Here is a 25,180-nt window from a genome sequence, read left to right as displayed (position 1 = left end):
ACGGCCAATCTGGCCCCCATTTGCCCGTTTATTCCGGCTATTGCCTCGCGCGTTAGCCGCGATAATACCTTTATATGTCATACGTGCGGCGCCGCCGCGCGTGATGCCCGTCAGCAACGCGGCGGGCGGAACAACAGGAATTTGATTTGGCTATGTCTCAAAACTCCCTTCCGGCAACCGCGCCCAAACGCCCCTTACTGATCATCCTGCTGACGATCGTCGCCGTGGCCGCCTGCGCAGCCGCAGGTTACAGCTGGTGGCTGCTGCAACAGCGCGACGGCGGCGCGCAAACCGCCATCGAAAAGGAAAAACCGCCCGCGCCGCCAGTATTTATGCCGCTGGATACCTTCACCGTCAATCTGGTGACCCCGGACAACGATCCGGACCGCGTACTGTATATCGGCCTGACGCTGCGCCTGCCGGATGAAGCAACCCGCCGCCAGCTTAATGATTTCCTGCCGGAGGTACGCAGCCGCCTGCTGATGCTGCTCTCGCGTCAGGAGGCCGGTCATCTGGCCAATGAGCAGGGCAAGCAGCAGCTGGTCGCGCAGATCAAAGAGACGCTGAGCGCGCCGCTGGTTAAGGGACAACCGAAGCAGGTGGTCAGCGATGTGCTGTTCACCGCCTTCATACTGCGGTAATCACCATGGGCGATAGCATTCTTTCACAGGCAGAGATCGACGCCTTGCTCAACGGCGACAACACGGGCGACGAGCCCGAGACGGTTGTCGGCGGTAAAGAGAGCGAGGTTAAGCCTTACGATCCGAATACCCAGCGCCGCGTGGTGCGTGAACGCCTGCAGGCGCTGGAAATTATCAACGAGCGTTTTGCCCGGCAGTTCCGCATGGGATTGTTCAACCTGTTGCGCCGCAGCCCGGACATCACCGTCGGGCCGATTAAAATTCAGCCGTACCACGAGTTTGCCCGCAACCTGCCGGTGCCGACCAACCTTAACCTGGTACACCTGAACCCGCTGCGCGGCACGGCGCTGTTTGTCTTCGCGCCGAGCCTGGTATTTATCGCCGTCGATAACCTGTTCGGCGGCGACGGGCGTTTCCCGACCAAGGTCGAAGGCCGCGAATTCACGCCCACCGAACAGCGGGTCATCAAACGCATGCTGCGCCTGGCGCTGGACGCCTACGGCGACGCATGGAGCGCAATCTATAAGATTGACGTCGAATATGTGCGTGCGGAAATGCAGGTCAAATTCACCAACATCACCACCTCGCCGAACGATATCGTGGTGACCACGCCGTTCCAGGTGGAGATTGGCGCGCTAAGCGGTGAATTCAATATCTGTATTCCTTTCGCCATGATTGAGCCGCTGCGTGAACTGCTGACCAATCCGCCGCTGGAGAATTCCCGCCAGGAAGATAGCCAGTGGCGCGAAACGTTGGTCAAGCAGGTGCAGCACTCCGAGCTGGAGCTGATTGCCAACTTCGTCGATATCCCGATGCGCTTATCGAAAATACTTAAGCTGCAGCCAGGCGACGTTTTACCGATAGATAAACCGGATCGCATTATCGCCCATGTCGACGGCGTGCCGGTGCTGACCAGCCAATATGGCACCTTAAACGGGCAGTACGCCCTTCGTGTTGAACACTTGATTAACCCTATTTTGAATGCTCTGAGTGAGGAACAGCCCAATGAGTGATCCTAAGCAACCGTCTGGCGCAGGAAAGGAATCCGTAGACGATCTGTGGGCTGATGCGCTTAATGAACAGCAGTCGTCTGAGAAATCCAGCGCCACCACCGATGGGGTGTTCAAATCGCTGGAGGCCCAGGATGCGCTCGGCAGCCTGCAGGATATCGATCTGATCCTCGATATTCCGGTGAAGCTGACCGTTGAACTGGGGCGCACCAAAATGACGATTAAAGAGCTGCTGCGCCTGTCGCAGGGATCGGTTGTCGCGCTGGATGGCCTGGCGGGCGAACCGCTGGATATCCTGATCAACGGCTATCTGATAGCCCAGGGCGAAGTGGTGGTGGTGGCCGATAAATTCGGCGTGCGCATTACCGATATCATTACCCCGTCCGAACGTATGCGTCGGTTGAGCCGCTAATGACCGCCCCCGTTACCGTGCAGGCCAGCCAACCGGTTACCGAACCGGCAATATCCGGCGGCTCGGCGCTCATGCAGGTAAGCAGCGCGCTCGGCGCGATTCTGCTCCTGATCCTGCTGGCCGGTTGGTTGTTCCGCCGTCTCGGCTTTGCGCCGCAGGCGCGCAACGCCCGGTTGCTTAACCTGCGCGCCAGCTGCCAGGTTGGCCAGCGCGAGCGCGTGGTGGTGGTAGAAGTCGATAATACCCTGCTGGTGCTGGGCGTCACCGCCCAGCAGATCACCCCGCTTCATCAGTTCCCGGCGCCGCCGCGCGATGAAGATAACACGGCGGTCACGCCTGCTAACGACTTCCGCCAGTTGATGCAAAACGTCCTCAAACGCCCGGAAAAATAGCCATGTTCCCTACTCTGTTCGCTTGCCTTCGCCGTCGAGCGCCGTGGCTCGCCGCCGCGTTACTGCTGCTGAGCCCAGCCGCCTTCGCACAGCTGCCGGGGCTTATCAGTCAGCCGCTTGCCAACGGCGGCCAGAGCTGGTCGCTGCCGGTGCAGACGCTGGTGCTGTTGACCTCGCTGACCTTCCTGCCGGCGATGCTGCTGATGATGACCAGTTTTACCCGCATTATCATCGTACTGGGTCTGCTGCGTAACGCGCTGGGCACGCCTTCCGCGCCGCCGAACCAGGTGATGCTTGGGCTGGCGCTGTTCCTGACCTTCTTTATCATGTCGCCGGTGTTCGACAAGGTCTATCAGGAGGCGTACCTGCCCTTCAGCCAGGACAAGATCGGCCTTGATACGGCGCTGGATAAAGGCGCGCAGCCGCTGCGCGAATTTATGCTGCGCCAGACCCGCGAAAGCGATCTGGCGCTGTACGCTCGTTTGGCCAACCAGCCGCCGCTGGCCGGGCCGGAGGCGGTACCGATGCGTATTCTGCTGCCCGCCTACGTCACCAGCGAACTGAAAACCGCCTTCCAGATTGGTTTTACGGTGTTTATTCCGTTCCTGATTATCGATTTAGTGGTCGCCAGCGTGCTGATGGCGCTGGGGATGATGATGGTGCCGCCGGCGACGATCTCGCTGCCGTTTAAGTTAATGCTTTTTGTGCTGGTGGATGGCTGGCAGCTGCTGCTGGGCTCGCTGGCGCAGAGCTTCTATTCCTGAACCGCCGGAGAACAATCATGACGCCGGAATCCGTGATGGCCATTGGCACCGAAGCGATGAAGGTCGCCCTGGCGCTGGCCGCCCCGCTGCTGCTGGCAGCGCTAATCAGCGGGCTGGTGGTCAGCCTGCTGCAGGCCGCCACCCAGATTAACGAGATGACCCTATCGTTCATCCCCAAAATTCTCGCGGTAGTGGCGACGATTATTATCGCCGGGCCGTGGATGCTGAACCTGCTGCTGGACTATATGCGCACATTATTCAGCAACCTGCCTAATATTATTGGCTAGCCGTGATCCCCTTTGACAGCGCGCAGCTTAGCGAATGGCTCAGCCAGTATTTCTGGCCGCTGCTGCGTATTCTGGCCCTCATCAGCACCGCGCCGGTGCTGAGTGAAAAGCAGATAAGCAAAAAGGTGAAAATCGGCCTCGGCGGCCTGATTGCGATACTGATCGCCCCAACGCTGCCCGCCAACACGATCCCCATTATCTCTGCTGCCGGTTTATGGTTGGCGATTCAGCAGATCCTGATCGGCGCGGCGCTGGGGCTAACGATGCAGCTGGCTTTCGCCGCGGTACGCCTCGCCGGCGAAGTCATCGGCATGCAGATGGGGCTATCGTTCGCCACCTTCTTCGACCCCAGCGGCGGCCCTAATATGCCGGTGCTGGCGCGACTGCTGAACCTGCTGGCAATGCTGCTGTTTTTAAGCTTTGACGGCCACCTGTGGCTGATCTCGCTGCTGGCCGACAGCTTCCATACCCTGCCGATCCAGAGCCAGCCGCTGAACGGCAACGGTTTCCTGGCGCTCGCCCAACTGGGTTCGTTAATCTTTATCAACGGCATGATGCTGGCATTACCGCTGATTTGTCTGTTGCTCACGCTCAATATCGCCCTGGGTCTGCTCAACCGTATGACGCCGCAGCTATCGGTATTCGTGATCGGTTTTCCGGTGACCATGACCTTTGGCATTATGACCCTCGGCATGATGATGCCGATGCTGGCCCCCTTCTGCGAACACCTGTTTGGCGAGATGTTCGATCGCCTGGCAGCCGTTATCGGCGGTATGACGTTTTAACCTTGCCGTTATTTCCCTCTTTTTCGCCGGACAAAATGGCAATAAAAACCGTTTACTGGGATAAAAGCCTGGAAAAACGTTTTTATTGCTACTAAGGTCCGAATGTTCATAGCGGCTTGAATTAAAAAATAGTCACCCTACAATAAAGCCTGAATTTAATTGTTAGTGAATTTTATTTTTTAGAAAAATTGAAACCTCGGGAAACGCAGAATATTTTCATGCGTGGGTTTAGTGCATCTTTAATAAAATAAGGAGCGACATCATGATTAAGGCGAAAGGTAACCGTATAGCGCGGCGCATATTAGGCCTGCCCCACTGGGAAAGTAACCGATTTAAAATCGTGCTGGCCGATACTGCCGCTGGCGGAAAATGGAAAGTGGTGAAGAAAAAGAAATAATCCTGACTGGCAATTGATCTATTCGCAACATAATTCCAAATTGCACAGTGCCGTAGCCCCGGTAAGCGCTCGCGCCACCGGGGATTTTGAGGCCACCGGCAGTTTCAGTTCACAATGGTACGGGTCGTAAACCGTAGGCCGGATAAGGCGCAGCCGCCATCCGGCGCGAAAGTAGCTCTTTACTCGCGGTTATTGCCCGGCGGCGCTACGCTTGCGCGGGCCTACAGATCACATGCCGTGGTAGATACTGTTATCGGTTTGCAACTTTTTTAATGGTTTTTCCCGGACGCGGCGCGTTGCGCCTTCTCCGGGCTACCAAATCGCAAAGCGCAGTAGCCCCGGTAAGCGCTCGCGCCACCGGGGATTTTGAAGCCACCAACACCGGCAGTTTCAGTTCGCAATGGTACGAGTCGTAAACCGTAGGTCGGGTAAGGCGCTAGCCGCCACCCGACAAAAAATATTCCTGTCGGTTTCCATTCTACATTTGACCATAGAAGATATAGATATTGCCTGGTTCGGAAAAACAAAAGAATTAATAAAACAATCAAGGAGAAATAACTCCTCTTTACTCTATAATTACTTTCTTTAAACGAATACGCTCACACAGCATGACGCAGCGCCCGTATTCCCTTTCCAGTCTGACGACGCAGCAGCGCAAGCAGCGTTGACACTTCCGAATAACCCACGTCAGCGGTAATCGTCTCAATATCTTTCCCCTCGGCAAGCAGCTGCTTTACTCGTTCGACCCGCAATTGCTGAAAAAAAGCCAACGGTGATTTACCCAGCGCGGCCTCCGTTCTGCGCTGCAAGGTTCGTGGATGCACGTTAAGCGCACCGGCGGCGGCCTGCAGGGAAAATCCCTGCGCCAGATGCGCCCGCGACCAGTGCTCAAAGCGGTTTATCAGGTCATCGGCATGCTGAGGATAACCTGCCGGCAGGCGTGAAACCTGAGGATGGCGGATATCAGCCGCCATCGCTGTCGTCAGCAAATCCGCAAGCGGCGGGCTGCTCTGGCGAATCAACCACAGCGCCAGCTCCACATGGCCCATCATAGCGCCGGGAAGCATTGGCGGGGCCGCATTGAGCCATGACGTTGTGGCGGCCTGCTCATTGAGCAAACGGCTATCAGCCAGGATAAAGGTATTTAAACAGGCAGCGGCAATTTTAACGCCGTGCTTCGCCATGTTTTGCAAAAACCGCTTAGCGGCAGCAATTTCGTGCCAGCCATCCGGTGGCGATTGTCGTGCGTGAACGTTGATCGCCGGCACCACAATCCAGTCGGGATAATCCAAACCCGATGCCTGATGAGCAGGAATACTCAGCCCATGGGCTGATTTAACCTGCCCGGTCATTGCAATCATTTGCACATCAAAGCGAGAAATATTCATGCTCTGGCGTCGCGCCATATCATTGGCCGCGGCGAACGTATCCAGCAACGTCGCTAAGCCGGTGTCGAAAACGCCATCCAGAGCCAGAATATTTATCTTCATGTCGTTAATGGTATTGAAATTGTCATTTTTGCATATGGTTCTATTTTAACCTTAGCCATAGACTTTCCTCTATCGTTATTAATTACCAGAGCCAAATAACATGAAAAATAACCCTGAACTGATTATCCTTACGTTAATTTGTCTGCTAACGGTTATGATGTGGATCCCCTATATTATTGCCAGAGCCACACGTGCTAACGTCGCGCCCGCAGCGGGTAATGGCCATTCGCCATCAATCGGGACGGCGCCCTGGGCGCAGCGTGCGCAAAAGGCGCACGCCAACGCGGTAGAAAACCTCGTTATTTTTGCCCCACTGGTTGTGGCCGCCGCGTTGCTAAACGTCAATAACGCCTTAACGTTAATTGCGGCTACAATTTATTTGCTCGCGCGCATCGTCCATTATATTGCGTATACCGCCGGGATCCCCGTTATCCGGACTCTCGCCTTTCAGACCGGTTTTGTCGCGACGGTTACTATTGCGATAGTTATTTTAAGTTCGGTTTTTTGAGGTTAAAAACTCCCGGCGTTCTCTGCCAACGCCAGGCTTTGTAGCGCCGTCTTCAGCCATTTGGTTGCCCCTCGCTGCCCGCCGCGTTTATGGGAAAAGATCTTCACGGTGAACGGGCTGATGGCGAACGGCAAAGGAAAAATCGCGATCGGGGCGGCATGAAGGAACTTCTCTGCGGCATAACGAGGAATCGCCATTAACAGATCGCTTTGCGCCACAATAAACGGCGCGCTAAGCATTGAGGGGGTTTTGAGCGCTATCTGCCGGGTATAGCCTAATTCCTGCAGACGTAAATCCAACACCCCCTGCTTTTCGTTCCACGGCGTGACCACCAGATGCCGCGCGGCGAGATAATCCGCCAGCGTCAGCGCCGTGCGACGGGTATGGCTGATAACCACATACTCATCCTCAAACCAGTCAATTTCCTCCAGTTCATGATGACGAATATCTTCAGCGGTGCTGAAGCCCAGCGCCAGATCCACCTCCCCCGCCAGTAGCTCCGTCAGCGCCGGGCTATGTGGCAAATAACGGAGCTCAAAACGCAGGCCCGGCGCTTCATGCTGCAGCTTTTGCATTAGCGCAGGGAAAATGCATAACGCGGTGAAATCGGTAATGGCTATCTGGATCCGCTCTGTGCTGTCGGCGGCACTAAATTCTGGCTGTCGCGTGAGTTCCTGATTAAGCAATTTCAATACTGAAGCGATGGAGGGCGCGAGTTGCGTGGCATAGACGCTCGGGCACATCCGATGCCCTTCGCGAAAAAACAACGGATCGTTCAGCGCCACGCGCAGCCGCGACAGCGCGTGGCTCAACGCGGATGTACTCATCGCCAGCTCATCGGCGGCGAGACGAACGGAACTGTGGCGATAGATGGCATCAAAAACAAGCAACAGATTGAGATCGAGGCGTCTGAGCGCCGGATGCATAATATTCATCATTGGGTGATTTCATTGCACTTAATTCTTCTGACAATACCCCCTATGCTTAGCGTCATCAATATCATTAACGTGTGAATACGAGAGGAAAAATAATGAGTATTACGATTCGACAGGCCCGTCCGGACGATGCTTCTGCCATCTACAACATGATTTATGAGCTGGCGGTGTATGAAAAAGCCCCGCAGGAAGTGGTTACTACCCCCGACGAGATCCGCGAAACCTTGTTTGGCGACGACAGTAAGACCGAAGCGCTGATCTGCGAAATTGACGGTAAAACGGCGGGCTATGCCGTGTTCTTCACCAGCTATTCAACCTGGCTCGGACGCAACGGTATTTATATGGAAGATTTGTATATCTCACCGGACTATCGCGGCCAGGGCGCGGGTCGAGCGCTGCTAAAAACCATTGCCCGGTATGCGGTTGCGCGCCGCTGCGGACGCCTTGAGTGGAGCGTGCTGGACTGGAACCAGCCGGCCATTGATTTTTACCTCAGTATTGGCGCCGCGGCGCAAAGCGAATGGGTCCGCTATCGCCTCGATGGCGAAGCGCTGGTTAATTTTGCGGAGCAATAACATTGGTTACAGCATCACTCAGCTTGCTCTTTGCAAAAAGCACAGCAGCCCCGAAAGAGCGGAGCTGCTGAAAGGCAAGTTAGTACGCTGTTTCAGTCTGCGATGAATCCTGCACTACCTGTAGAATATTGGCCGCGGCGGCGGTACCCATTTTGACGTAAGAGGCGTCGCTTACGCCGCCAACGTGCGGAGACAGAATGACATTTTCGACCCGCTCCCAGATGTGCGGCGTAGTGAGTGGTTCGCTGTTAAAGCTATCGAGCGCCGCCCAGCGCAATGCCCCCCCTTTTAATGCCGCTGCCAGCGCTGCATCGTCGATTAATCCGCCCCGCGCGGTATTAACCAGGATGGCGCCGGGTTTACACTGTGCCAGCGTAACGGCATTTATCATTCCCCGATTTTGCGGCGTTAAGGGACAATGAAGGGAGACAACATCAGCCTGCGCGAGAAGGTCTTCGAGTACATCAACACGTTCGCATCCGGGAGGAACCGTGGCGGCATAAGGATCGTAAGCCAACACCTTCATACCGAAGGCGCCGGCAATTTTCGCCACCCGACTGCCAATCGCCCCCAGACCAATCAGCCCCAGCGTTTTGCCTTCCAGTTCGAGCGATTTATGCGTCGATTTATCCCAGTGCCCTTCGCGCAGGCGGCGGTCAAGCGGAATGATTGACTTGGCACAGGCCAGAATTAATGCCCAGGCGTGTTCTGAAACCGCCGCGGCGTTAGCGCCTGTCGCCGCGCGAACCATGATGCCGCGCGCCGCCGCCGCTTCGACGTCAATGACATCAATGCCGCTGCCATGCTTGGAAATGACCTTCAACGCCGGAGCGGCATCCATCACAGATGCCGTAATCTTGCCATAGCGCACTAATATGGCGACCGGATTATGCTGCTGACATAATGCTATCAATTGGTTTTCTGTTGGTTGGCGGCCAGCAAACACGAGCTCATAATCTTCCAGCATGCCGAGCGCCGCTTCGGCCAAATCGCTGCCGGTTACCAGTACGACTTTTTTAGCGCTCATGGCAATGCCTCCCCTTCGCTCAGCATACCCGCCTGACGCAACGCATTCTCCAGCCAGTGTGGGCGAAGATCGCCATCGTGGATAGCCGACAGACGTTTGACTTCCCCTTCCAGTTTATCTTTCGCCAGCTCAATGATGGTACCTACTTCATCGCGGGGGATAACCACCACGCCGTCAATATCCCCTACCACCAGGTCACCCGCCTGCACCGCGGCGCCCGCGACCGAAATAGCATGATTGACCCGGCCTGGAATGAACTTGGTGGGACCACACGGATTAAGACCGGCTGCGAAAACAGGAAAGCTTTGTTTACTTAAGGTTTCAGCATCGCGAACTGCGCCGTCAATGATGATACCTGCGATGCCGCTGGCCTGCGCCTGCGTGGCCATGATCTCACCCAGTAAAGCGCAGGAGAGATCGCCCTTGCCGTCTATCACTAACACATCGCCAGGTTTGGCGACGGCCATCGCCGCGTGAATAGCCAGATTATCTCCCGGACGGACCTCTACGGTAATCGCCGGGCCGGCCACTGCCATGTGTGGCGCCAGTGGCTTGATACGGCCATGTAATGTGCCGCGTCGTCCGGCCACGTCGGCGAGAATCGCCGCCTGATATTCAGCGGCCTGACGGACCTCCTCCGCGCTAACGCGTTCAATATCCACATTGATTAATTTCTGTTGTGATGCAGGCATGGTTAGTCTCCATTTGTTTTACTATGTACAACACAGATGTACTATATAAAACAACTATACGAGCATTGCTTCTCTTTTCGCCAGCGCTGAGAGCGTGTTTGTGATGTAAACACGATGTTAATCACAAAATTCAGGTACAATTTTGTTCGGCCAAAAGGAGAAAATGATGGGGAATGAAGGCGTAATTGCCGTTGAAAAGGCGCTCGCTTTACTGGATTGCTTCCGGCCCGGTAATGACAGCCTGACGTTAACTGAGCTGGCCCAGCTTTCGGGATACCACAAAACCACCGTTTATCGCTTAATGAATTCGCTTGAGCGTATGAACTACATTATCCGGCATGATGATGGCACCTATACGCTCGGCCACCGTCTGCTCTATCTCGGCAAGCTTTATGAGCAATCATTTCAGCTTGCGAGAATTGTACAACCGGAATTGCAGGCGCTGTCTCAGGCCTCCAGTGAAAGCGCGAGCTGGTATGTGATAGAGGGCGGCCAACGCCTGTGTCTGTTCCGCGCCGAAGCGTCAGAGGGATTACGCCATAGCAACCTGCCCGGCAGTCAATTTCCACTGGATGGCTCCGCGATCAGCAAAGTTTTACGTCATTGGGGACTGGGTGAGGCGCTGTCGGAAGACGAAGAAACGCTGCCGTTCTATACCTCTGGCGCGCGCGATCCGCACACCGCGGCCTTCGCGATGCCGGTTTTTGGCGTCCACGATAACCCCATCGCGGCACTGGCGCTGACAGGACCGTCATCGCGTCTGACTGCGGACCGCAAAGAGAGCGGCCTCAGCCAGCTAATGCGCGAGACGGCCAACCGCCTGTCGATCAAGTTAGGAGCCAGTAAATCCTTCTGCGAGACGTTTTACGATATAAAAGAATAACGTATGTTGAAAAGGCGGGAAAAATCCCGCCTTTGCTTATTAATGGGTGACCGGTTTTTCCTGACCGGCAGGCTGCGAGTAACGGCGTCCCATGATCAGCACCGCGATACCGCCTGCCAGGCACAAGCCAGCCAGTGGTAGCATCGCCAGCGTATGGCTTCCTGTCTGTTCGCTAATCACACCATAGGCATTCACCATCACCACTCCGCCAATCAGATTAGCTATCGCGCCGATTGCCGCCAGCCCCGCGGCGGCTGAGGTGCTGCTCATCCAGCCTGAGGCCAGCGCCCAGAATGGCCCCTTCGCCGAATAAGCGCCAATTAATATGGTACTGAGAATAACAATGGTAATCGGCAGCGAGAGATTGATGAACGCCGCGAACACGCCAGCCGCAATCATAAAGAGGGTGAGAGCCGTGTGCCAGCGACGTTCATTAGTGCGATCCGAACTCCGACCCCAGACAATCATCAGCACCGAGGCCAGGCCATAGGGGATAGCATTAAGCAGCCCGGTAGTCAGGTTATCAAGATGGAAAGACTTCAGTAGCTGTGGCGACCAGACGCTAAGCGTGGTGCCAGCAGACGACGCGCCGGCATAAATCAGCGCCATGAGCCAGATTTGGCGGTGCTTCAACAGCTGCCATGTGCTGATGTGGCCGATCTGTTTCTGCTGTTGACGCTCTGCCTGAAGGGTGTTTTCCAGCCACGCTTTCTGCCGCTCGTTCAACCAGCCAGCCTGATGTGGGCGGTCCCGCAGGATAAAAAATGCGGCTATCCCCAGCAGCACCGCAGGCAGCCCCTCAATAATGAATAACAGATGCCAGCCGCGCAGCCCAAACCAGCCATCCAGCGTCAGGATCAAACCTGAAAGCGGTGAGCCAATAAAGTTAGCCAGCGGAATGGCCACCATAAAAGAGGCAATAATACGCGCCCGGTAACGCGAAGGGATCCACCAGGTAAGATAGAGCACCACGCCCGGGAAAAAGCCCGCTTCCGCCGCTCCCAGCAGAAAACGCACGATATAAAGGGAGGTTGTATTTTGCACCAGCGCCATGCACATCGATACCACTCCCCAACTGATCATTATCCGCGGGAGCCACAATCGCGCGCCCACCTTCTGCATCGCCAGGTTGCTGGGTACCTCAAATATAAAGTAGGCGACAAAATATAAGCTGCTGGCGAAGCCAAAAGCCGCCTTGCTCAGGCCCAGATCCTCATTCATCTGTAGCGCAGCCATACCTATATTGCCCCGGTCAATAATCGAGACCAGATAGCTTACGACCAGAAAAGGCAGGATGCGCCAGATAACCCGCCGCATGGTCTCTTTTTCCAGCGCATCGTTGTCGATAGCGCTATTCGGTGATTGTTCGGTCATTGTTTCCTCGCAGGGTTTCATTATGTTTATCAGGAAAACGATGTAGAGATATCATGCCTTACTTCAGCTTGACGCCTCTGGTTTCTGGCGCCAGCCACACCACCACCATTGCCGCCAGGAAGGCGACCACGGTAGTCGCCAGTCCCGCAGTGAAACCGCCGGCGCTGGCCACAGCGCCGATGAGCAGGGGCGCGATAAATCCGCCCAGCCGGCCTCCGTTGTAGGCGAGCCCCATCAGGAAGCCACGCGATGACGTGTCTCCGATGATTTCTGCAAGGAATGGTCCAGATCCGGCAAAAATCCCGTTAACACCAAAACCAGCCATGAAAATCGCCAGCATCAGAATGAAGGGTTGAGTGGTCACAAGGTAAAGCGCGACGGCAATGGCGCCCGTTAACAGATAAATCAGGAACATCGGACGGCGTCCCCATTTATCCGCCAGTACTGAAAAGACCAGAAAACCTGCGATCGCCCCGACCTGCAGCGCGAGCACAAATTTCAGGCTATGTAAAAAATCCAGATGTTTTACTTCTCGTAGATAGGTGGGTGTCCAGGTAAATACCCCCCAGAATAGATACTGAATAAAGAAGATAAAGACGAAAGCCAGCAGCAGGCCTTTCAGATTGTGTTTGCCCAGTTTCGAGGCAGGTTGAGTGCGCTTAGCTTTCCCCTGCTGTCGTGCAAGCCAAACCTGTGATTCCGGCGTGAACCAGGCCACCACGCTCATAATGAATACCGGCAGCGCGCCGATCATAAACAGATAGCGCCATGCGCCCTGCTCCAGGCCGCCGTTAACCGAGCTCACGATTGCCGTCAGGCTGATAGCCAGAATAGCGCCAACGGGTAAGCCCATTTGCATCAAAGCGCCGCCGCGCGCGCGCCGCTCTGGCCGCCAGGTTTCAGCAATCAGCGCCGCACCTGATGTCCACATTCCGCCCATACCCAGCGCACCGCAAAAACGCAAAAGTGCGAAATGCTGTTGATCGTGCGTAAAGGCTAACAGTCCGGAAAAGAGTGAATAGATGGCGATACAGGTCATGGCCGTTTTTACCCGACCAATTTTATCGGCGATAAAACCAAACAGGATCCCGCCGATGATCTGTCCACCGGCAGTGACGCTGATAAATAGTCCAAGTTCGCTTTTATTCACGCCAAACACCACTCCTAATACCGGCAATAATAATGAGAGTAGAAATGAGTCGTAGCTTTCAAATGCCCAGCCAAGGCCGCCCAGCGCCAGAGTTCGTTTCTCAGCCACGTGCTGAGGCAAAGCGTCAGGCGTCGCTTTAGTCGCAGTAAACTGCTTGAGCTCGCTTTTACTGGTCATTGATATTCTCCACAGAGGTTATCCGGTAGCAGGTTGCGGCAGTGCGCCAGAACAACTGCGCCTGTTCATCAGGGGAAGCCTGTTGCGCCAGGCGTTTGCACGCATTCCAGAAGACGCCGTAGCTGAACATGCCTTTGTCGACCGGAAAGTTACTCGCAAACATGCAGCGTTCCGCACCGAAAAGAGCAATGATGGTCTCAAACCACGGTTGCCATGCCTGTGCCAGCATTTGCGAATCCGGCGGCGTTTCTGCCGCTGCGAAGGGAAATCCCCTGACCGTCATACCAAATCCGCTAATTTTTACGCATACGTTCGGCAGTTCCGCCAGATGTCGCATACTGCTTCGCCACTGCTGAAACATGTCAGGATCTCTTTCTGAATAAGGCCCTACGCCGACAGGCCCGCCGCAGTGATCGAGCACAATCTGTAGCGTTGGTATTTGCCGCGCCAGCTCGGCAATTTCATCCAGTTGCGTGTGGTAAACCCACACATCAAGCGACAATCCATTTTGTGCGAGGCAGGCAGCGCCCCGGCGGAACGGTTCGCTCAGGGCCAGTCCTGCCGGTGGTGTAACCGGGCTGGACGTGACCCGCGGATCCGGATGCCAGGCCAATGGATTACGCATTCCGCGCAACCGCCCGCCTGATAAAGCCAGCGCGCTCTCGATGGCAGGCTGCATCGCATCGCCCGCCAGCAAGCTCAAGCCGCCGATGATGGCTTCACATCCAAGAGCGTTTGCATAATGTCCGCTGGCGAACATCGCGGCTATCCCGCTGGCAAACTCAATTTCACCAAGCGGTTTCAACGTTTCCGGCCCGTGGCGACGCAGCATAGAGCGGCATTGCACGTAGACCGAGGAGAAAACGCGATGCCCTGAGGTCTGGATATCGTCGCTGAACTCATGGGTGAGATAGCGTCCGGTTTGCCGATCCCAGAGATGATGATGCGCATCAATAATGGGCAGCTCGGGTTGTAGTGGCGGCTCACGATGTAACGCAAGCCACTCGTTTCTGACCGCAAGATGCGGTGCGGTAACGATCTCCATGAACACCTCGCAATTGTTGTACTATGTACAACCGTGTTTTATTTTACAAAACTACTATAACGAGGCTGGCGTGTTTTTATCCAGTTAACGATTGGTTTAAATGATGTAAATAAGAGGTGAATCACAGATGTTTAAAGTCGCTAAAGAAGGAGAACGTTGAGAAAAAACAAAAATAAATTTAATTTCAATAAGTTATAATGTCATACCGCTCGTCGCAGCCAGATATCTGGCAAACCTTACGTCTGCCAGACCCATTCACTCTGTCCATTTACGGATGACTATTCGATGAGTAAAGCGTTATATCGCCATGGGACTTTTCAGCTTCCAGACCAGCGCCATACCGCAGATCATCGCCACCGCCGCCAGTAATGCCAGTGACGAAAGACCAAACCTTGCCGATACCAGGCCGCCGACAAGCGCGCCAGTGCCGATGGCAGCATTGAAAATAGCGACATATAAGGCGGATGCAGGCTGCGTCGCCTCCCCTGCGCTTTGTAGCAGCCAGGTTTGCAAGCCAACGAACACGATAGCCATGCCCGCGCCCCATATGCCGAGCAATACCGCGGTGAACCAAAGAGGAAGCGAGGACAGGCTCTTCATCCCCAGCATCCCCAGCGCGCCTGCGCTGAGCAGCAGTGATGTCATAATCAGCAACCTGATATGTCGATCGATGAGTTTGCCGGCGATGAGATTTCCCAGCAGCCCGGAAAGTCCTGACATCAATAACAGCGCGGAAATCGTTGATGTCGGTATACCACGGGTTTGCGTTAGCAACGGCTCAAGATAGGTGAAGGCAGCAAAATGCGCGGAAATAACGCAGGCTGTAGCGCCGAACAATGAAAGCAGTAGCGGATTCTTAACTATCCCAACGTAAACCTTCAGCCTCAACGGCTGCGGAGCCGCCAGCGTGGGGAGCGTCCAGAGCAAAGCCACGGCGGTGGCTAATGAGAGTAGTGAAATCGCGCTGAATGCCTGTCGCCAGCCGACCATGTCGGCAATAAAGCTCGATAGCGGCACGCCCAGCACGCTGGCCGCCGAAACACCGGCGAAAATCACCGAGGTGGCCAGCCCCAGTTTATCAACCGGTACCAGTTGTACCGCCACGGTGCCTATTAGCGCCCAGAATGCGCCATGCGCCAGCGCCCCTGTCATCCGCGCCGTCATAAACGTCTGTATGGTGTGCGACTGCGTCGCCGCCAGACAAGAAAATGCGAGGATTAACATCAATACAATCAATAGCGCCTTCCGTGAAATCCGGGCGGGGATCGCGCCGGCCAGTAAAGCGGCCAGCGCGGCCACCCAGCCATAAGCGGTGACGGCAAGACCCGCTCCCGCCTGCGACTGATGCAAATCGTTCGCCAGCGCGCTGAGCATACCGACCGGCGCCAGTTCGCTGGTCACAATCGAAAATGCGCTGACTCCCAGCGCAGCTACGGCGAGCCATGCGCGCACTGGCGTCGGGTTGGCCTGTAAAACGAGGTCGTTCATGTCTTCTGTATCCCTGGGTAAATGGCTAAAAAAGAGTTGGCTTGCCTGATACGGTTGAAGTTCCGCGTCGTTGCTTATTGCCTTCTCTTGAGGTGAAGTGCAGTATCATTCCAGGAGAAGTGATAAAACAGACATGAAAACGGAGAGCCGTTTTCCAAAAATGGAAAATAATGAAAGCAGATTTTAACTGGGATGATACGCGGATTTTTCTGGCTGTGGCCCGCTCAGGTACGCTAAGCGGCGCGGCAGAAACTATGGATATGGGCATCGCAACCCTGTCACGAAGACTCGACCGGCTGGAAAAATCATTGGCTGTCCCCCTTTTCAGCCGGCATCAAAGCGGCTACCGGCTAACGGATGATGGCGAGGCGCTGCTGGCGCGAGCAGAGGCGCTTGAGCATGCAGGGCTCGCTTTTGGCGAGACGGCGAGGCTGCAGGGGAACGTGGCCGGACTGGTCCGGCTGGCTACCTCAGACAATCTGGCGGCGCATTTTATTCTGCCTTCACTCAACGGCTTGATGGAAAAATATCCCGACCTGCGGGTCGAGGTGCTCAGCGGCGTGCAATCCGTCAACCTGCATCGACGGGATGCCGATTTAGCCATTCGAATGGTCAAACCGGAAAGCGGCAACCTGACGCTGAAGCGTCTCGGGAAGGTAGGGTTTGGTCTGTACAGCGCCGATACCGGACTAGCAGGCTCTACTGACGCCGCGTTCAACCATGCTCAGTACATTGGCTGGCCAGAATCACACCAGCATCTGCCCGCCGCGCGCTGGATAACTCGGACGCTTCGCGGCAGGCCGTGCCGGGTGGAAGCCAACACGCTGCTGGCGCAGCTGTCGGCGGTTTCAGCCGGCCTGGGGCTGGGCGTGTTGCCACACTTTATGGCGCGGAAAAATGGCCTGCAGTGCGTGAATGCGGATATCGGCGTCGACCAAACCCTATGGCTGGTGATGCATTCCGATTTAGCCCATTCGCGGCGCGTCAGAGTGGTGGCCGATCATTTAATTGCCCTGTTTGATGAGATTAAAGATCAGCTGACATCGCCATAACTTTGTAAGCGCTCGCCGCCAGATACAGCCCGATTCCGTAGGCCAGGTGCGCCAGTAGGCTCAGCGAACGCGCCAGCCACGGTCGGGGAGTCCGTGAGGCCGCGACGCCAAAACCAAATGCGGGTTGCAGTATCAAGAACGGCGCCAATAAGGTTACGACCCCTGACAGCAGCGCTGTCGCCAGAGTGGGGGCATAAAACCAATCGGCGCCGCTCAACGCAAGCGGCACCGCCGCAAAAGCGATACCGATCAGATAATGGCATAACCAACCGATAAAACGCTCTCCATGTAGTGAAGGGGTTGCGCAGATGGTGTTATGCCGCACTTTCCCCCGCGAAAGCCATAACGCCCAGCGACCGACCAGCGCATAGTTCAGCGGCGCAATCTTGAGTATATGCTTCTGAAAGAGCGACCATAAATCCATGACTAACGTGGCGCCGAGGCCCGTCAGCAAAATTTGCACAGCAACAATCATCTTCAATTTATTCTTCCTTTTTATGAGCCAATGCTACTCTGTTGACCAGTGTGCAACTTAAAGCGAGGTTTAAGTCAATCATGAAAGAACTGGATATCCGCGAGGTCGCGACGCTGTCCGGCATTACGCCTTCATCGCTGCGGTTTTATGAAAAGAAAGGTTTGATCAAGCCGATTGGTCGTCATGGTCTGCGAAGGCAGTACCATGAAAATGTGCTGAATAAGCTGGAACTGATCGTGCTGGGACAGGCCGCCGGCTTTTCGCTTTCTGAAATAGCCGGGATATTTGACGCTGACGGCAAGATAGCCATTGATAACCAACGGCTTGAGCAGCGCGCGAAGGAGATAGATAACACCATTCGTCGGTTACAGCTGTTAAGCCAGGGGCTAAAACACGCTGCCCGCTGTACTGCGCCGGAACATATGCAATGCCCTGAATTTAAAAAAATTGTGGCGAAAGGAATTCGGCTCTTAAAATGATCGTCCCTGAGCGATACCGCTTTTTACTCAGATTACGGGGTAATTATGGCACCCCTAACAAGACGTGTAGTACCAGGTTACCGCCAACGAAGCAGACCCCACTGAGATATAAGCAACCTCAGTCCATCTTATGAAAATTGGAGTCCTGTTTTCATCTCAAACCAACCAAAAGGTAATGGCGATCACGACAACTGCGAATATCGCTGTCGATCCCCAGGCAAAAGAAGGCCAGAATGTTACTGCGAGCATCCCGAATCCAAGAATAAGTAGTACCGGGATCAGGGTGCTGGCAAAGTACTTAAATTGAGTAGACAACCATCGTTTTAAAAAATTATTCATCTGATAACCCGCATAATTACGTCAGCAATGTCATTGTCTGATGTTGGTGGGAGAAAGTGGTGATCGTTTATACCGATAACATGTATTTGATCTAGTTATATAAAAGTCGTGAGGATAATTATCCTCCACAGGGTTCATTGGGAAAAGGAAAAACAATTGACGAGAGATGACTTTTCAACCAAATAGTCGCTTGGGCGAGTTAGTTCCCGAGGCTCCCCCCACTTCCAGCTGATAAAAAAAGGGCACCTCACCCCGCGTACACAGAGAGAACGGGATGAGGTGCCAAGGTGCTAAATGAAAAAGCGGTTATTCGTGATTAGCGATTCATCTGAAACAGCGACATACCCTGCATATCGCTGAAAGTTTTATAAGATGCCTGCAGCGCCGCCTGCTGCATAAAATAAGAAGAGATAGATTCCGCAAGGTCGGCATCGGTCAGGGCGCTCATCTGCAGCTGGTTGGTCATATCACGCTCTTTACCGATGCTATCGAGCTGATCCATCTCCTGCAGCTGGTTACCCAGCTCGGCGCGCACGCTCAATACCTTGTTGTAGGAGTTATCGAGGCCGCGGTTGGCCTTCGCCAGCGCATCGTTCACCTGCTGTTTGGTGGCGTCATCGGCCCCCTGCAGCGGCGTTTTCAACGCCTCCAGCGCAATATCGATATTGGCGAACACATCGGCGACCGGCGCGCTGCCGTCCGGCTCCGGCTTCGGATTGCTGGTCAGCGCCATAAATACCGAATTACCGGTATGGCCGATGGTCATCGTACGGTTGGCGTCGACCTTCTGTTCAACGGTTTTATTGCCGCCCTGATAGCTAATCTTGCCGTTAGTATCGACAAACGGCGGCTTATCATTCTCATAGCCGCCAAACAGGTAGCGTCCGTTGCCGTCGGTACTGTTGGCCTGGTTGAGCAGTTGATCCTTCAGCCCCTGTAGCTGGGTCGCCAGCGAATCGCGGTCGTTATCGCTCTCGGTGCCGCCGGCGTTAACGATCAGCGCCTTGATATCAGAAATCGTCGAGGTGGCTCCGGAAAGCACGGTCTCTTCCATCGATACGCTCTGGCGGGCGAAAGTGCGCGCCAGGGTGTACTGATTGTTCTCGGCCTGTGATTGCGACAGCATCACCGCCCGCGATGCCGCCAGCGGATCGTCGGAGGGATTAATCACCTTCTTGCCGGTTGAAAGCTGCTCGGCGGCCTTCATAAACAGCGACTGATTGCCGGTGATGCCGGTCATGTTCTGTTGGTACATCATGCTGGTGCTCATGCGCATGCTGTCAGTTCCTCAATACAATCAACGAATATTCAGCAGCGCGTCGAACAGCGAGCTGGCGGTCTGGATCACCTGGGCGTTCGCCATGTAGTACTGCTGGAAACGCAGGAGCTCGCCATACTCTTCGTCGAGGTTTACCCCGGAGAGCGACTGCTGTTGACGGGCCAGTTGGGTGACGATACTGGACTGCGATTCGCTGCTCACCTTCGCGGCGGCGGTCTGGTTGCCCACGCCGCTGACGATCCCGGCGTAGGCGCCGCTGAGCGTCGCTTTGCCATCCACCAGGTTTTTGGTCTGCAGATCGAGCAGTTTTTTAGCGTTATCGTTATCGCCGCGGCCGCTGTCATCTTTACCGGCGGCGGCGATTTTCGCTGAATCGGTAATCGCCACTTTCAGGTTGCCCGCCACGTCGCTGACCGGCTTCACCGTAAAGCTATCTTTCTGCTGCGGGTTGCCATCAATACTGACTTCGAGACCATCAAAGCTCAGCGTCGGGTTACCGTCTGCATCTTTACCAGCGGTGGCGTTGACTTTGACGTTGTCGGGCAGACGGCTGACCTGCCAGTTGGCGCCGTCATACTCTACGCGGTAATCGTTGGCTTTTACCTTGCTGGTATCGGTATACGACACCGACAGCGAGGCATCGCCGGTATTGCGCGTGTTATCAACCACCCGCGCGCCGCTGAAGCTGAAGAAATCGCCCCCCTGCTCACCGTTGAGATCGAAGCCCTCGCGGTGCTGCTGGTTAAAGCTATCGGCCATCGCCAGCGCCAGTTGGCCGAGCTGATTGCGCACGCCGTCCAGCGTCTCGCTGCGAAAACGCAGTACGCCGCTCAGGCTGCCGCTGGTGATCTGCCCTTCCGGCACTTCGCTGGCGCCGCTGCCGCGGTTATAGCCGAGAGTCAGGCGCGAAGGGTCGCTGCTGGAAGGGATCGCTTCCACCTGATAGCTGTTGTTGCCCTGCACCAGGGTCAGGCCGTTGGCGAAGGAGACGGTATAGGCGTCGCCGTCCTGCTGGGTTACCTGAACGCCCACCAGTTGGTTGAGTTCGCTGACCAGTTGATCGCGCTGATCGAGCAGCGCGTTCGGTTCGCCGCTGGCGCTGCCGCGCAGGCGGGTAATCTCATCGTTAAGACGGGCAATCTGCTGGCTATAGCTGTTAATCTGCTGGGCGGTGTCATTAATCTGCTGATTAACGCCGCTATCCATGTCGCGCAGATATTTATCGGTATTATTAAACTGGTTGACCAGGCCGTTAGCCTTGCCCAGCACCGTCTGGCGCGCCGCGTCGTCGCCGGCGTTGCTCACCAGGTTCTGCAAATTGGTGAAAAAATCCTGCAGGCTCCCCGACAGGGTATTGGTTTTGCTGGCCAGCAGATTATCGATCTGCGAAATCTTTTCGTAGTAGGCGTTCTGCGAACCGGCCGCGCTCTGCGCGCCGCGCAACTGGTTGGTAATGAACTGGTTATATTCGCGGTTCACGCTGGTCACGGTCACGCCGTTACCGATAAAACCGTTCATGGTGGCCAGGCCGCCGTTTTGGGCCAGAATCGCCGTCTGCCGGTTATAACCCGCCACGTTGTAGTTAGAGATATTGTTGCTGACGGTACTGAGCGCCACCTGCGCCGCATTCAGTCCGCTCATCGCCGTATTGATTAAGCTATTGGACATCAGGGTTCCTTATGCTGCCAAGTCAATTCGCTCAGCTTGCCCTTGTTATCGGTCAGAGAAGTAAAAACTTGAGTAAATCTGCCTGCAAAATTCCGCAGCCGCTTTTATGCCGGATGGCGCTACGCTTATCCGGCCTACGCGCTGTGCGATTTGGTAGCCCGGAGAAGGCGCGACCTCCGAACCTAGAACAGATCGTTAATATCCGCGGCATAGGCTTTCACCGCCTGCGCCCCGGCGTGCTTCATCTGCTGAATCACGCTGACCAGCTTGCTGGCGTACTGCGGGTCGGTGGCGTAACCTGCGCGCTGCAGCTCGTGCGCCGCCTGCTCCGGAGTGGACGCTTCGGCAACCGAGGCATAGCGCGGGTTGTTGGTCAGCAGCTTGACGTAATCAGCAATCGCCGAGAAGTACGAATCGTAGACACGGAATTTGGCCTTCACCTTCTTCGCCACCCCCTGTTCAAACTCAGTGGTGGTGATCTCGGTAACCGGCCCCTTCCAGTTGCCCCCGGCTTTAATACCAAACAGGTTGTAGCTCGGCGTACCGTCAGCGGTCAGGATTTCGCGCTGCCCCCAGCCGGATTCCAGCGCCGCCTGGGCGACAATCAGCTGATGCGGGATCCCGCTCTGCTCGCTGGCGGCGCGCGCCGGCATTGACAGACGGGCAACGAAATTGCCGTTGTTGAGCGATAGCGGCGCGGCGGCCGGCGGCGCTTTCGGCACCGCCCAGCGGATCATCTGCTCCAGCGCCTGATTCGGCAGCGTCTGCAGCACCTCATTATCCAGCGCCATCGGCGCGGTGCCCGCCGTTTCGCTGGGGACCGCGTTGGCGTTGCTCATCTGCTTGACCATCATGTCGGCCAGCCCTAATCCCTTTTGCGACATCTGCTGAGCAATCTGCTGATCGTACATCGAGGTGTAGAGCCGGGTCTGGTCGCTGCTGAGTACGCCATCCTGCGGTAGCGCGGCGCGCATGCTCTTTAGCATCATCTGTACAAACATGCCTTCGACCTGCTGCGCCACCTGCTTAAGGTTGCCCTGCGGATCGGCGGCGGCATCGCGCTTCAGGCCGTTCAGCGCCTGGGCGTCATAGGCGGCGCCCGACATCGCCATAACATCGCTGGCCATTAGATAATTTCCAGTTTGGCGCGCAGGCAGCCGGCGCTTTGCATGGCTTGCAGAATCGACATCAGGTCGATTGGCGTCGCTCCCAGCGCGTTCAGCGCGCGCACCACGTTGTTGAGGTTGGCGCTGGCGTTGATTTTCTGCAGCGAACCGCCCTGCTGCTGCATCGAAATCTGGGTATTCGGCGTGACCACCGTCTGGCCGCCGCCGAACGGCGTCGTCGGCTGGCTGACGCTGGTTTGTCTGTCGACCACCACCGACAGGTTACCCTGAGCCACCGCGCAGGAGTCAAGGATCACCTCGCGATTCATCACCACCGAACCGGTACGCGAGTTGATGATCACTTTGGCGTCCATGGCGCCAACGTTAACGTTGATATTCTGGATCTCGGCGAGGAAACGCACCTGCGAGCTATTGCCCTGCGGCACCAGTACCTGAATGGTACGCGCATCGAGCGGCGATGCGGTGCCGCCGCCGCGCTGGCGATTAATCGCATCGCTAATCTGCTGCGCGAGGGTGAAATCTTCATCATTGAGCTGCAGGTTGAGCACCCCACCGCTGCCGAACGTGGTCGGCAGTTCGCGCTCGATGGTGGCGCCGTTGCTGATGCGTCCGCCGGCCAACTGATTGACCTGTACGCTGCTGCCGCCCGCCGCCGCGCCGGCGCCGCCCACCAGCACGTTGCCCTGCGCCAGCGCATAAACCTGGTTATCCACCCCTTTGAGCGGTGTCATCAGCAAGGTCCCGCCGCGCAGGCTTTTGGCGTTGCCCATTGATGAGACCACCACATCGATATTCTGCCCCGCGCGCGCGAAAGGCGGCAGCTTCGCCGTGACCATCACCGCGGCGACGTTTTTAAGCTGCATGTTGGTGCCCGGCGGCACGGTAATGCCGAGCTGCGATAGCATGTTGCTAAGGCTTTGGGTGGTAAACGGCGTTTGCATGGTCTGGTCGCCGGAGCCGTCGAGCCCCACCACCAGGCCGTAGCCGATTAAGGCGTTATCTCGCACGCCCTGTACCGTCACCAGATCGCGAATACGCTCCGCCGTCGCCGGTAAGCTGGCCGCGCCGATTAATAGCGCAATGATGAGTTTTTTAACCATGTGAATCTCTTTTCAGTAACAGCGCAAATGGCCCGCTCATTAGTACGGGGAGACGTTGAGGAAGAACCGCTGCAGCCAGCCCATCGTCTGCGCTTCATTGATGTAGCCGTTGCCGACATACTCGATGCGTGCGTCCGCCACCTGCGTTGAGGTAACCGAGTTGCTACCGCTGATGGTGCGCGGGTTAACCACCCCGGAGAAGCGGATGAACTCGGTGCCCTGGTTAATGGCGATCTGTTTTTCCCCCACCACGTGCAGGTTGCCGTTGCTCAACACCTGATTAACGGTGACGGTAATGGTGCCGTTGAAGGTGTTATTGGCGTTCGCCCCGCCTTTACCGCCGAAACTGTTATCGCCGGAAATATCCATATCGGCGCGGGCGTTGCCCAGCAGGCCGTCTAAGTAGCGCGGCGCGGTGGCGACGCCAAACTTGCTGGAACCGTTACGGCTGGCATTGGCGGAAGAACTCTTGCTGGCGCTGACGTTTTCCTGCAGCACAATAGTCAACGTGTCGCCAACATTGCGCGGGCGGCGGTCTTCAAACAGCGGCTGATAGCCGTAGTTCATCGGCTGCGCGGCCTGAAAAATTGAGCCGTTCGGTACCGGCGCGGTCGGCGGCGCGGGCTGCGCCGAGGTCGAACCATCGACCAACGGTTTATGCGGAATGTACGCGCAGCCGCTCAGCGTCAGCATCACCATGCCCGCCAGCAAGCGTTGTCCCTGGCGCGGCAGGGTGGCCATCGAATGTGTGGTTACCACGGGGTATCGCCTTTGTTACACCAAAAAAGCGACGGGCGCGGCAGGCGACGCCCGTCATCAAACATTACAGCTGGGTCAGTTTCTGCAGCATCTGATCCGACGTCGAAACCGCTTTGCTGTTGATCTCATAGGCGCGCTGGGTCTGGATCATATTAACGAGCTCTTCCGCCACGTTGACGTTAGAGGTCTCGACATAACCCTGGTAGAGCATACCGGCGCCGTTCAGGCCCGGCGTGCTCTCATTCGGCGCGCCGGAGCTTTCAGTTTCCTGGTACAGGTTCTCACCCACGCTTTCGAGGCCGCTGTCGTTAATAAAGGTGGTTAACGTCAGTTGCCCGACCTGCTGGGCGGCGGTCTGACCCTGCTGGGTGACACTCACGATGCCATCGCGGGCGATGGTAATGGTCAACGCGTTGGCCGGAATAGTGATCGCCGGCTGCACCTGGAAGCCGCTGGCGGTCACCAGTTGGCCGTTCTGATCGATCTGGAACGAGCCGTCACGGGTGTAAGCCTGGCTGCCGTCCGGCAGCAGCACCTGGAAGAAGCCCTGGCCTTTAATCGCCACGTCTTTGCTGTTGTTGGTCTGCGACAGGTTGCCCTGGCTATGCAGACGCTCGGTGGCGACCGGGCGCACGCCGGTACCGATCTGCAGGCCGGAAGGCAGCGTGGTCTGCTCGGAGGACTGCGCCCCCGGCTGACGCATGGTCTGATAAAGCAGGTCTTCAAACACCGCGCGCTGGCGTTTAAACCCGTTGGTGCTGACGTTCGCCAGGTTGTTGGCGATCACGTCCATATTGGTCTGCTGCGCATCAAGACCGGTTTTCGCAATCCATAAAGAGGGAATCATTGGTTATTTCCTTTGGCCGCGGG

The 25,180-nt window shown here is 56.1% G+C and carries 28 protein-coding genes; 13 read left to right on the top strand and 15 right to left on the bottom strand.

Annotated elements, in window-relative coordinates; genetic code table 11:
* Positions 1–152 precede the first annotated feature (152 nt).
* From fliL to sra, 8 genes are all read left to right on the top strand, one after another.
* Entirely contained in the window at positions 153–641 is a 489-nt protein-coding gene (gene fliL, locus ABLV08_RS08460; RefSeq protein ID WP_015367297.1) for a flagellar basal body-associated protein FliL, read from the top strand.
* Between the two features lie 5 nt (positions 642–646).
* On the top strand, positions 647–1,654 hold the full coding sequence (gene fliM, locus ABLV08_RS08455) for a flagellar motor switch protein FliM (RefSeq protein ID WP_015367298.1): 1,008 nt from the start codon (positions 647–649) through the stop codon (positions 1,652–1,654).
* A complete protein-coding gene (gene fliN / locus ABLV08_RS08450) occupies positions 1,647–2,063 on the top strand; it encodes a flagellar motor switch protein FliN (protein ID WP_015367299.1) in 417 nt (138 codons plus the stop codon). Before fliM ends, fliN begins: the two co-directional genes overlap by 8 nt.
* Positions 2,063–2,455 carry a flagellar biosynthetic protein FliO gene (gene fliO / locus ABLV08_RS08445; RefSeq protein ID WP_047044798.1) on the top strand — a complete coding sequence of 131 codons (393 nt, stop codon included), beginning with the start codon at positions 2,063–2,065 and terminating at the stop codon, positions 2,453–2,455. The genes fliN and fliO overlap by 1 nt, the downstream gene beginning before the upstream one ends.
* Before the next feature lie 2 nt (positions 2,456–2,457).
* Positions 2,458–3,219, top strand: a complete 762-nt coding sequence (fliP, locus tag ABLV08_RS08440; RefSeq protein ID WP_020079205.1) for a flagellar type III secretion system pore protein FliP — start codon at positions 2,458–2,460, stop codon at positions 3,217–3,219.
* A 17-nt stretch (positions 3,220–3,236) separates the two neighbouring features.
* The gene (gene fliQ / locus ABLV08_RS08435) at positions 3,237–3,506 is read left to right on the top strand and encodes a flagellar biosynthesis protein FliQ (protein ID WP_015367302.1); all 270 of its coding nucleotides are present in this window, start codon (positions 3,237–3,239) and stop codon (positions 3,504–3,506) included.
* A 2-nt stretch (positions 3,507–3,508) separates the two neighbouring features.
* Positions 3,509–4,291, top strand: a complete 783-nt coding sequence (gene fliR, locus ABLV08_RS08430) for a flagellar biosynthetic protein FliR (protein ID WP_015367303.1) — start codon at positions 3,509–3,511, stop codon at positions 4,289–4,291.
* 262 nt (positions 4,292–4,553) lie between these two features.
* On the top strand, positions 4,554–4,688 hold the full coding sequence (gene sra, locus ABLV08_RS08425) for a stationary-phase-induced ribosome-associated protein (RefSeq protein ID WP_015367304.1): 135 nt from the start codon (positions 4,554–4,556) through the stop codon (positions 4,686–4,688).
* A gap of 599 nt (positions 4,689–5,287) precedes the next feature.
* Here the strand turns inward: sra and ABLV08_RS08420 are convergent.
* Positions 5,288–6,178 (bottom strand): helix-turn-helix domain-containing protein, encoded by an 891-nt coding sequence (locus ABLV08_RS08420; protein WP_020079208.1) that lies wholly within the window; start codon positions 6,176–6,178, stop codon positions 5,288–5,290.
* 100 nt (positions 6,179–6,278) lie between these two features.
* Here ABLV08_RS08420 and ABLV08_RS08415 point away from each other — a divergent pair, with 100 nt between their 5' ends.
* Positions 6,279–6,686 carry an MAPEG family protein gene (locus ABLV08_RS08415; protein WP_348855746.1) on the top strand — a complete coding sequence of 136 codons (408 nt, stop codon included), beginning with the start codon at positions 6,279–6,281 and terminating at the stop codon, positions 6,684–6,686.
* A gap of 2 nt (positions 6,687–6,688) precedes the next feature.
* Here ABLV08_RS08415 and ABLV08_RS08410 read toward each other — a convergent pair whose 3' ends face one another.
* Positions 6,689–7,624: a LysR family transcriptional regulator gene (locus tag ABLV08_RS08410; protein WP_020079210.1), complete on the bottom strand. Its 936-nt coding sequence runs from the start codon at positions 7,622–7,624 to the stop codon at positions 6,689–6,691.
* Positions 7,625–7,716: 92 nt separating this feature from the next.
* On the opposite strand from ABLV08_RS08410, the gene ABLV08_RS08405 reads away from it, so the two are divergent.
* On the top strand, positions 7,717–8,196 hold the full coding sequence (locus ABLV08_RS08405; RefSeq protein WP_015704946.1) for a GNAT family N-acetyltransferase: 480 nt from the start codon (positions 7,717–7,719) through the stop codon (positions 8,194–8,196).
* A gap of 79 nt (positions 8,197–8,275) precedes the next feature.
* Here ABLV08_RS08405 and ABLV08_RS08400 read toward each other — a convergent pair whose 3' ends face one another.
* Positions 8,276–9,223 (bottom strand): hydroxyacid dehydrogenase, encoded by a 948-nt coding sequence (locus ABLV08_RS08400; RefSeq protein ID WP_047055924.1) that lies wholly within the window; start codon positions 9,221–9,223, stop codon positions 8,276–8,278.
* Positions 9,220–9,915 (bottom strand): RraA family protein, encoded by a 696-nt coding sequence (locus ABLV08_RS08395; RefSeq protein ID WP_348855745.1) that lies wholly within the window; start codon positions 9,913–9,915, stop codon positions 9,220–9,222. Before ABLV08_RS08395 ends, ABLV08_RS08400 begins: the two co-directional genes overlap by 4 nt.
* Positions 9,916–10,081: 166 nt before the next feature.
* On the opposite strand from ABLV08_RS08395, the gene ABLV08_RS08390 reads away from it, so the two are divergent.
* Positions 10,082–10,798: an IclR family transcriptional regulator gene (locus tag ABLV08_RS08390; protein ID WP_015704943.1), complete on the top strand. Its 717-nt coding sequence runs from the start codon at positions 10,082–10,084 to the stop codon at positions 10,796–10,798.
* Between the two features lie 39 nt (positions 10,799–10,837).
* Here ABLV08_RS08390 and ABLV08_RS08385 read toward each other — a convergent pair whose 3' ends face one another.
* The 4 genes from ABLV08_RS08385 to ABLV08_RS08370 form a co-directional block, all read right to left on the bottom strand.
* A complete protein-coding gene (locus tag ABLV08_RS08385; RefSeq protein WP_015367312.1) occupies positions 10,838–12,172 on the bottom strand; it encodes an MFS transporter in 1,335 nt (444 codons plus the stop codon).
* Between the two features lie 58 nt (positions 12,173–12,230).
* Positions 12,231–13,499 carry an MFS transporter gene (locus ABLV08_RS08380; RefSeq protein ID WP_015704942.1) on the bottom strand — a complete coding sequence of 423 codons (1,269 nt, stop codon included), beginning with the start codon at positions 13,497–13,499 and terminating at the stop codon, positions 12,231–12,233.
* Positions 13,489–14,544 carry an amidohydrolase family protein gene (locus ABLV08_RS08375; protein WP_020079213.1) on the bottom strand — a complete coding sequence of 352 codons (1,056 nt, stop codon included), beginning with the start codon at positions 14,542–14,544 and terminating at the stop codon, positions 13,489–13,491. The genes ABLV08_RS08380 and ABLV08_RS08375 overlap by 11 nt, the downstream gene beginning before the upstream one ends.
* A gap of 297 nt (positions 14,545–14,841) precedes the next feature.
* Entirely contained in the window at positions 14,842–16,032 is a 1,191-nt protein-coding gene (locus ABLV08_RS08370) for an MFS transporter (protein ID WP_348855744.1), read from the bottom strand.
* A gap of 170 nt (positions 16,033–16,202) precedes the next feature.
* Between ABLV08_RS08370 and ABLV08_RS08365 the strand changes: the two genes are divergently transcribed.
* Entirely contained in the window at positions 16,203–17,084 is an 882-nt protein-coding gene (locus tag ABLV08_RS08365; protein WP_042892833.1) for a LysR family transcriptional regulator, read from the top strand.
* On the opposite strand, the gene ABLV08_RS08360 is transcribed toward ABLV08_RS08365, so the two are convergent.
* Positions 17,059–17,565, bottom strand: a complete 507-nt coding sequence (locus tag ABLV08_RS08360; RefSeq protein ID WP_348855743.1) for a DUF2938 domain-containing protein — start codon at positions 17,563–17,565, stop codon at positions 17,059–17,061. The genes ABLV08_RS08365 and ABLV08_RS08360 overlap by 26 nt on opposite strands.
* A 74-nt stretch (positions 17,566–17,639) precedes the next feature.
* On the opposite strand from ABLV08_RS08360, the gene ABLV08_RS08355 reads away from it, so the two are divergent.
* Positions 17,640–18,038 (top strand): helix-turn-helix domain-containing protein, encoded by a 399-nt coding sequence (locus ABLV08_RS08355; protein ID WP_077203216.1) that lies wholly within the window; start codon positions 17,640–17,642, stop codon positions 18,036–18,038.
* 655 nt (positions 18,039–18,693) lie between these two features.
* Here the strand turns inward: ABLV08_RS08355 and flgL are convergent.
* The 6 genes from flgL to flgG all read right to left on the bottom strand — a co-directional run bounded on the left by flgL (position 18,694) and on the right by flgG (position 25,157).
* Complete coding sequence (gene flgL / locus ABLV08_RS08350; protein WP_348855742.1) at positions 18,694–19,653, bottom strand: flagellar hook-associated protein FlgL; 960 nt, start codon at positions 19,651–19,653, stop codon at positions 18,694–18,696.
* Between the two features lie 21 nt (positions 19,654–19,674).
* Positions 19,675–21,324 carry a flagellar hook-associated protein FlgK gene (gene flgK, locus ABLV08_RS08345; protein WP_015704937.1) on the bottom strand — a complete coding sequence of 550 codons (1,650 nt, stop codon included), beginning with the start codon at positions 21,322–21,324 and terminating at the stop codon, positions 19,675–19,677.
* A 182-nt stretch (positions 21,325–21,506) separates the two neighbouring features.
* The gene (gene flgJ / locus ABLV08_RS08340) at positions 21,507–22,451 is read right to left on the bottom strand and encodes a flagellar assembly peptidoglycan hydrolase FlgJ (protein ID WP_348855741.1); all 945 of its coding nucleotides are present in this window, start codon (positions 22,449–22,451) and stop codon (positions 21,507–21,509) included.
* A complete protein-coding gene (locus ABLV08_RS08335) occupies positions 22,451–23,551 on the bottom strand; it encodes a flagellar basal body P-ring protein FlgI (RefSeq protein ID WP_015367323.1) in 1,101 nt (366 codons plus the stop codon). The genes flgJ and ABLV08_RS08335 overlap by 1 nt, the downstream gene beginning before the upstream one ends.
* 39 nt (positions 23,552–23,590) lie before the next feature.
* On the bottom strand, positions 23,591–24,292 hold the full coding sequence (gene flgH, locus ABLV08_RS08330) for a flagellar basal body L-ring protein FlgH (protein WP_015367324.1): 702 nt from the start codon (positions 24,290–24,292) through the stop codon (positions 23,591–23,593).
* 82 nt (positions 24,293–24,374) lie between these two features.
* Positions 24,375–25,157, bottom strand: a complete 783-nt coding sequence (gene flgG / locus ABLV08_RS08325; protein ID WP_015367325.1) for a flagellar basal-body rod protein FlgG — start codon at positions 25,155–25,157, stop codon at positions 24,375–24,377.
* Positions 25,158–25,180 lie beyond the last annotated feature (23 nt).

This window comes from Klebsiella sp. CN_Kp088 (assembly GCF_040064335.1).
Lineage (GTDB): Bacteria > Pseudomonadota > Gammaproteobacteria > Enterobacterales > Enterobacteriaceae > Klebsiella > Klebsiella aerogenes.
This window is presented reverse-complemented; position numbering and strand designations above follow the sequence as displayed.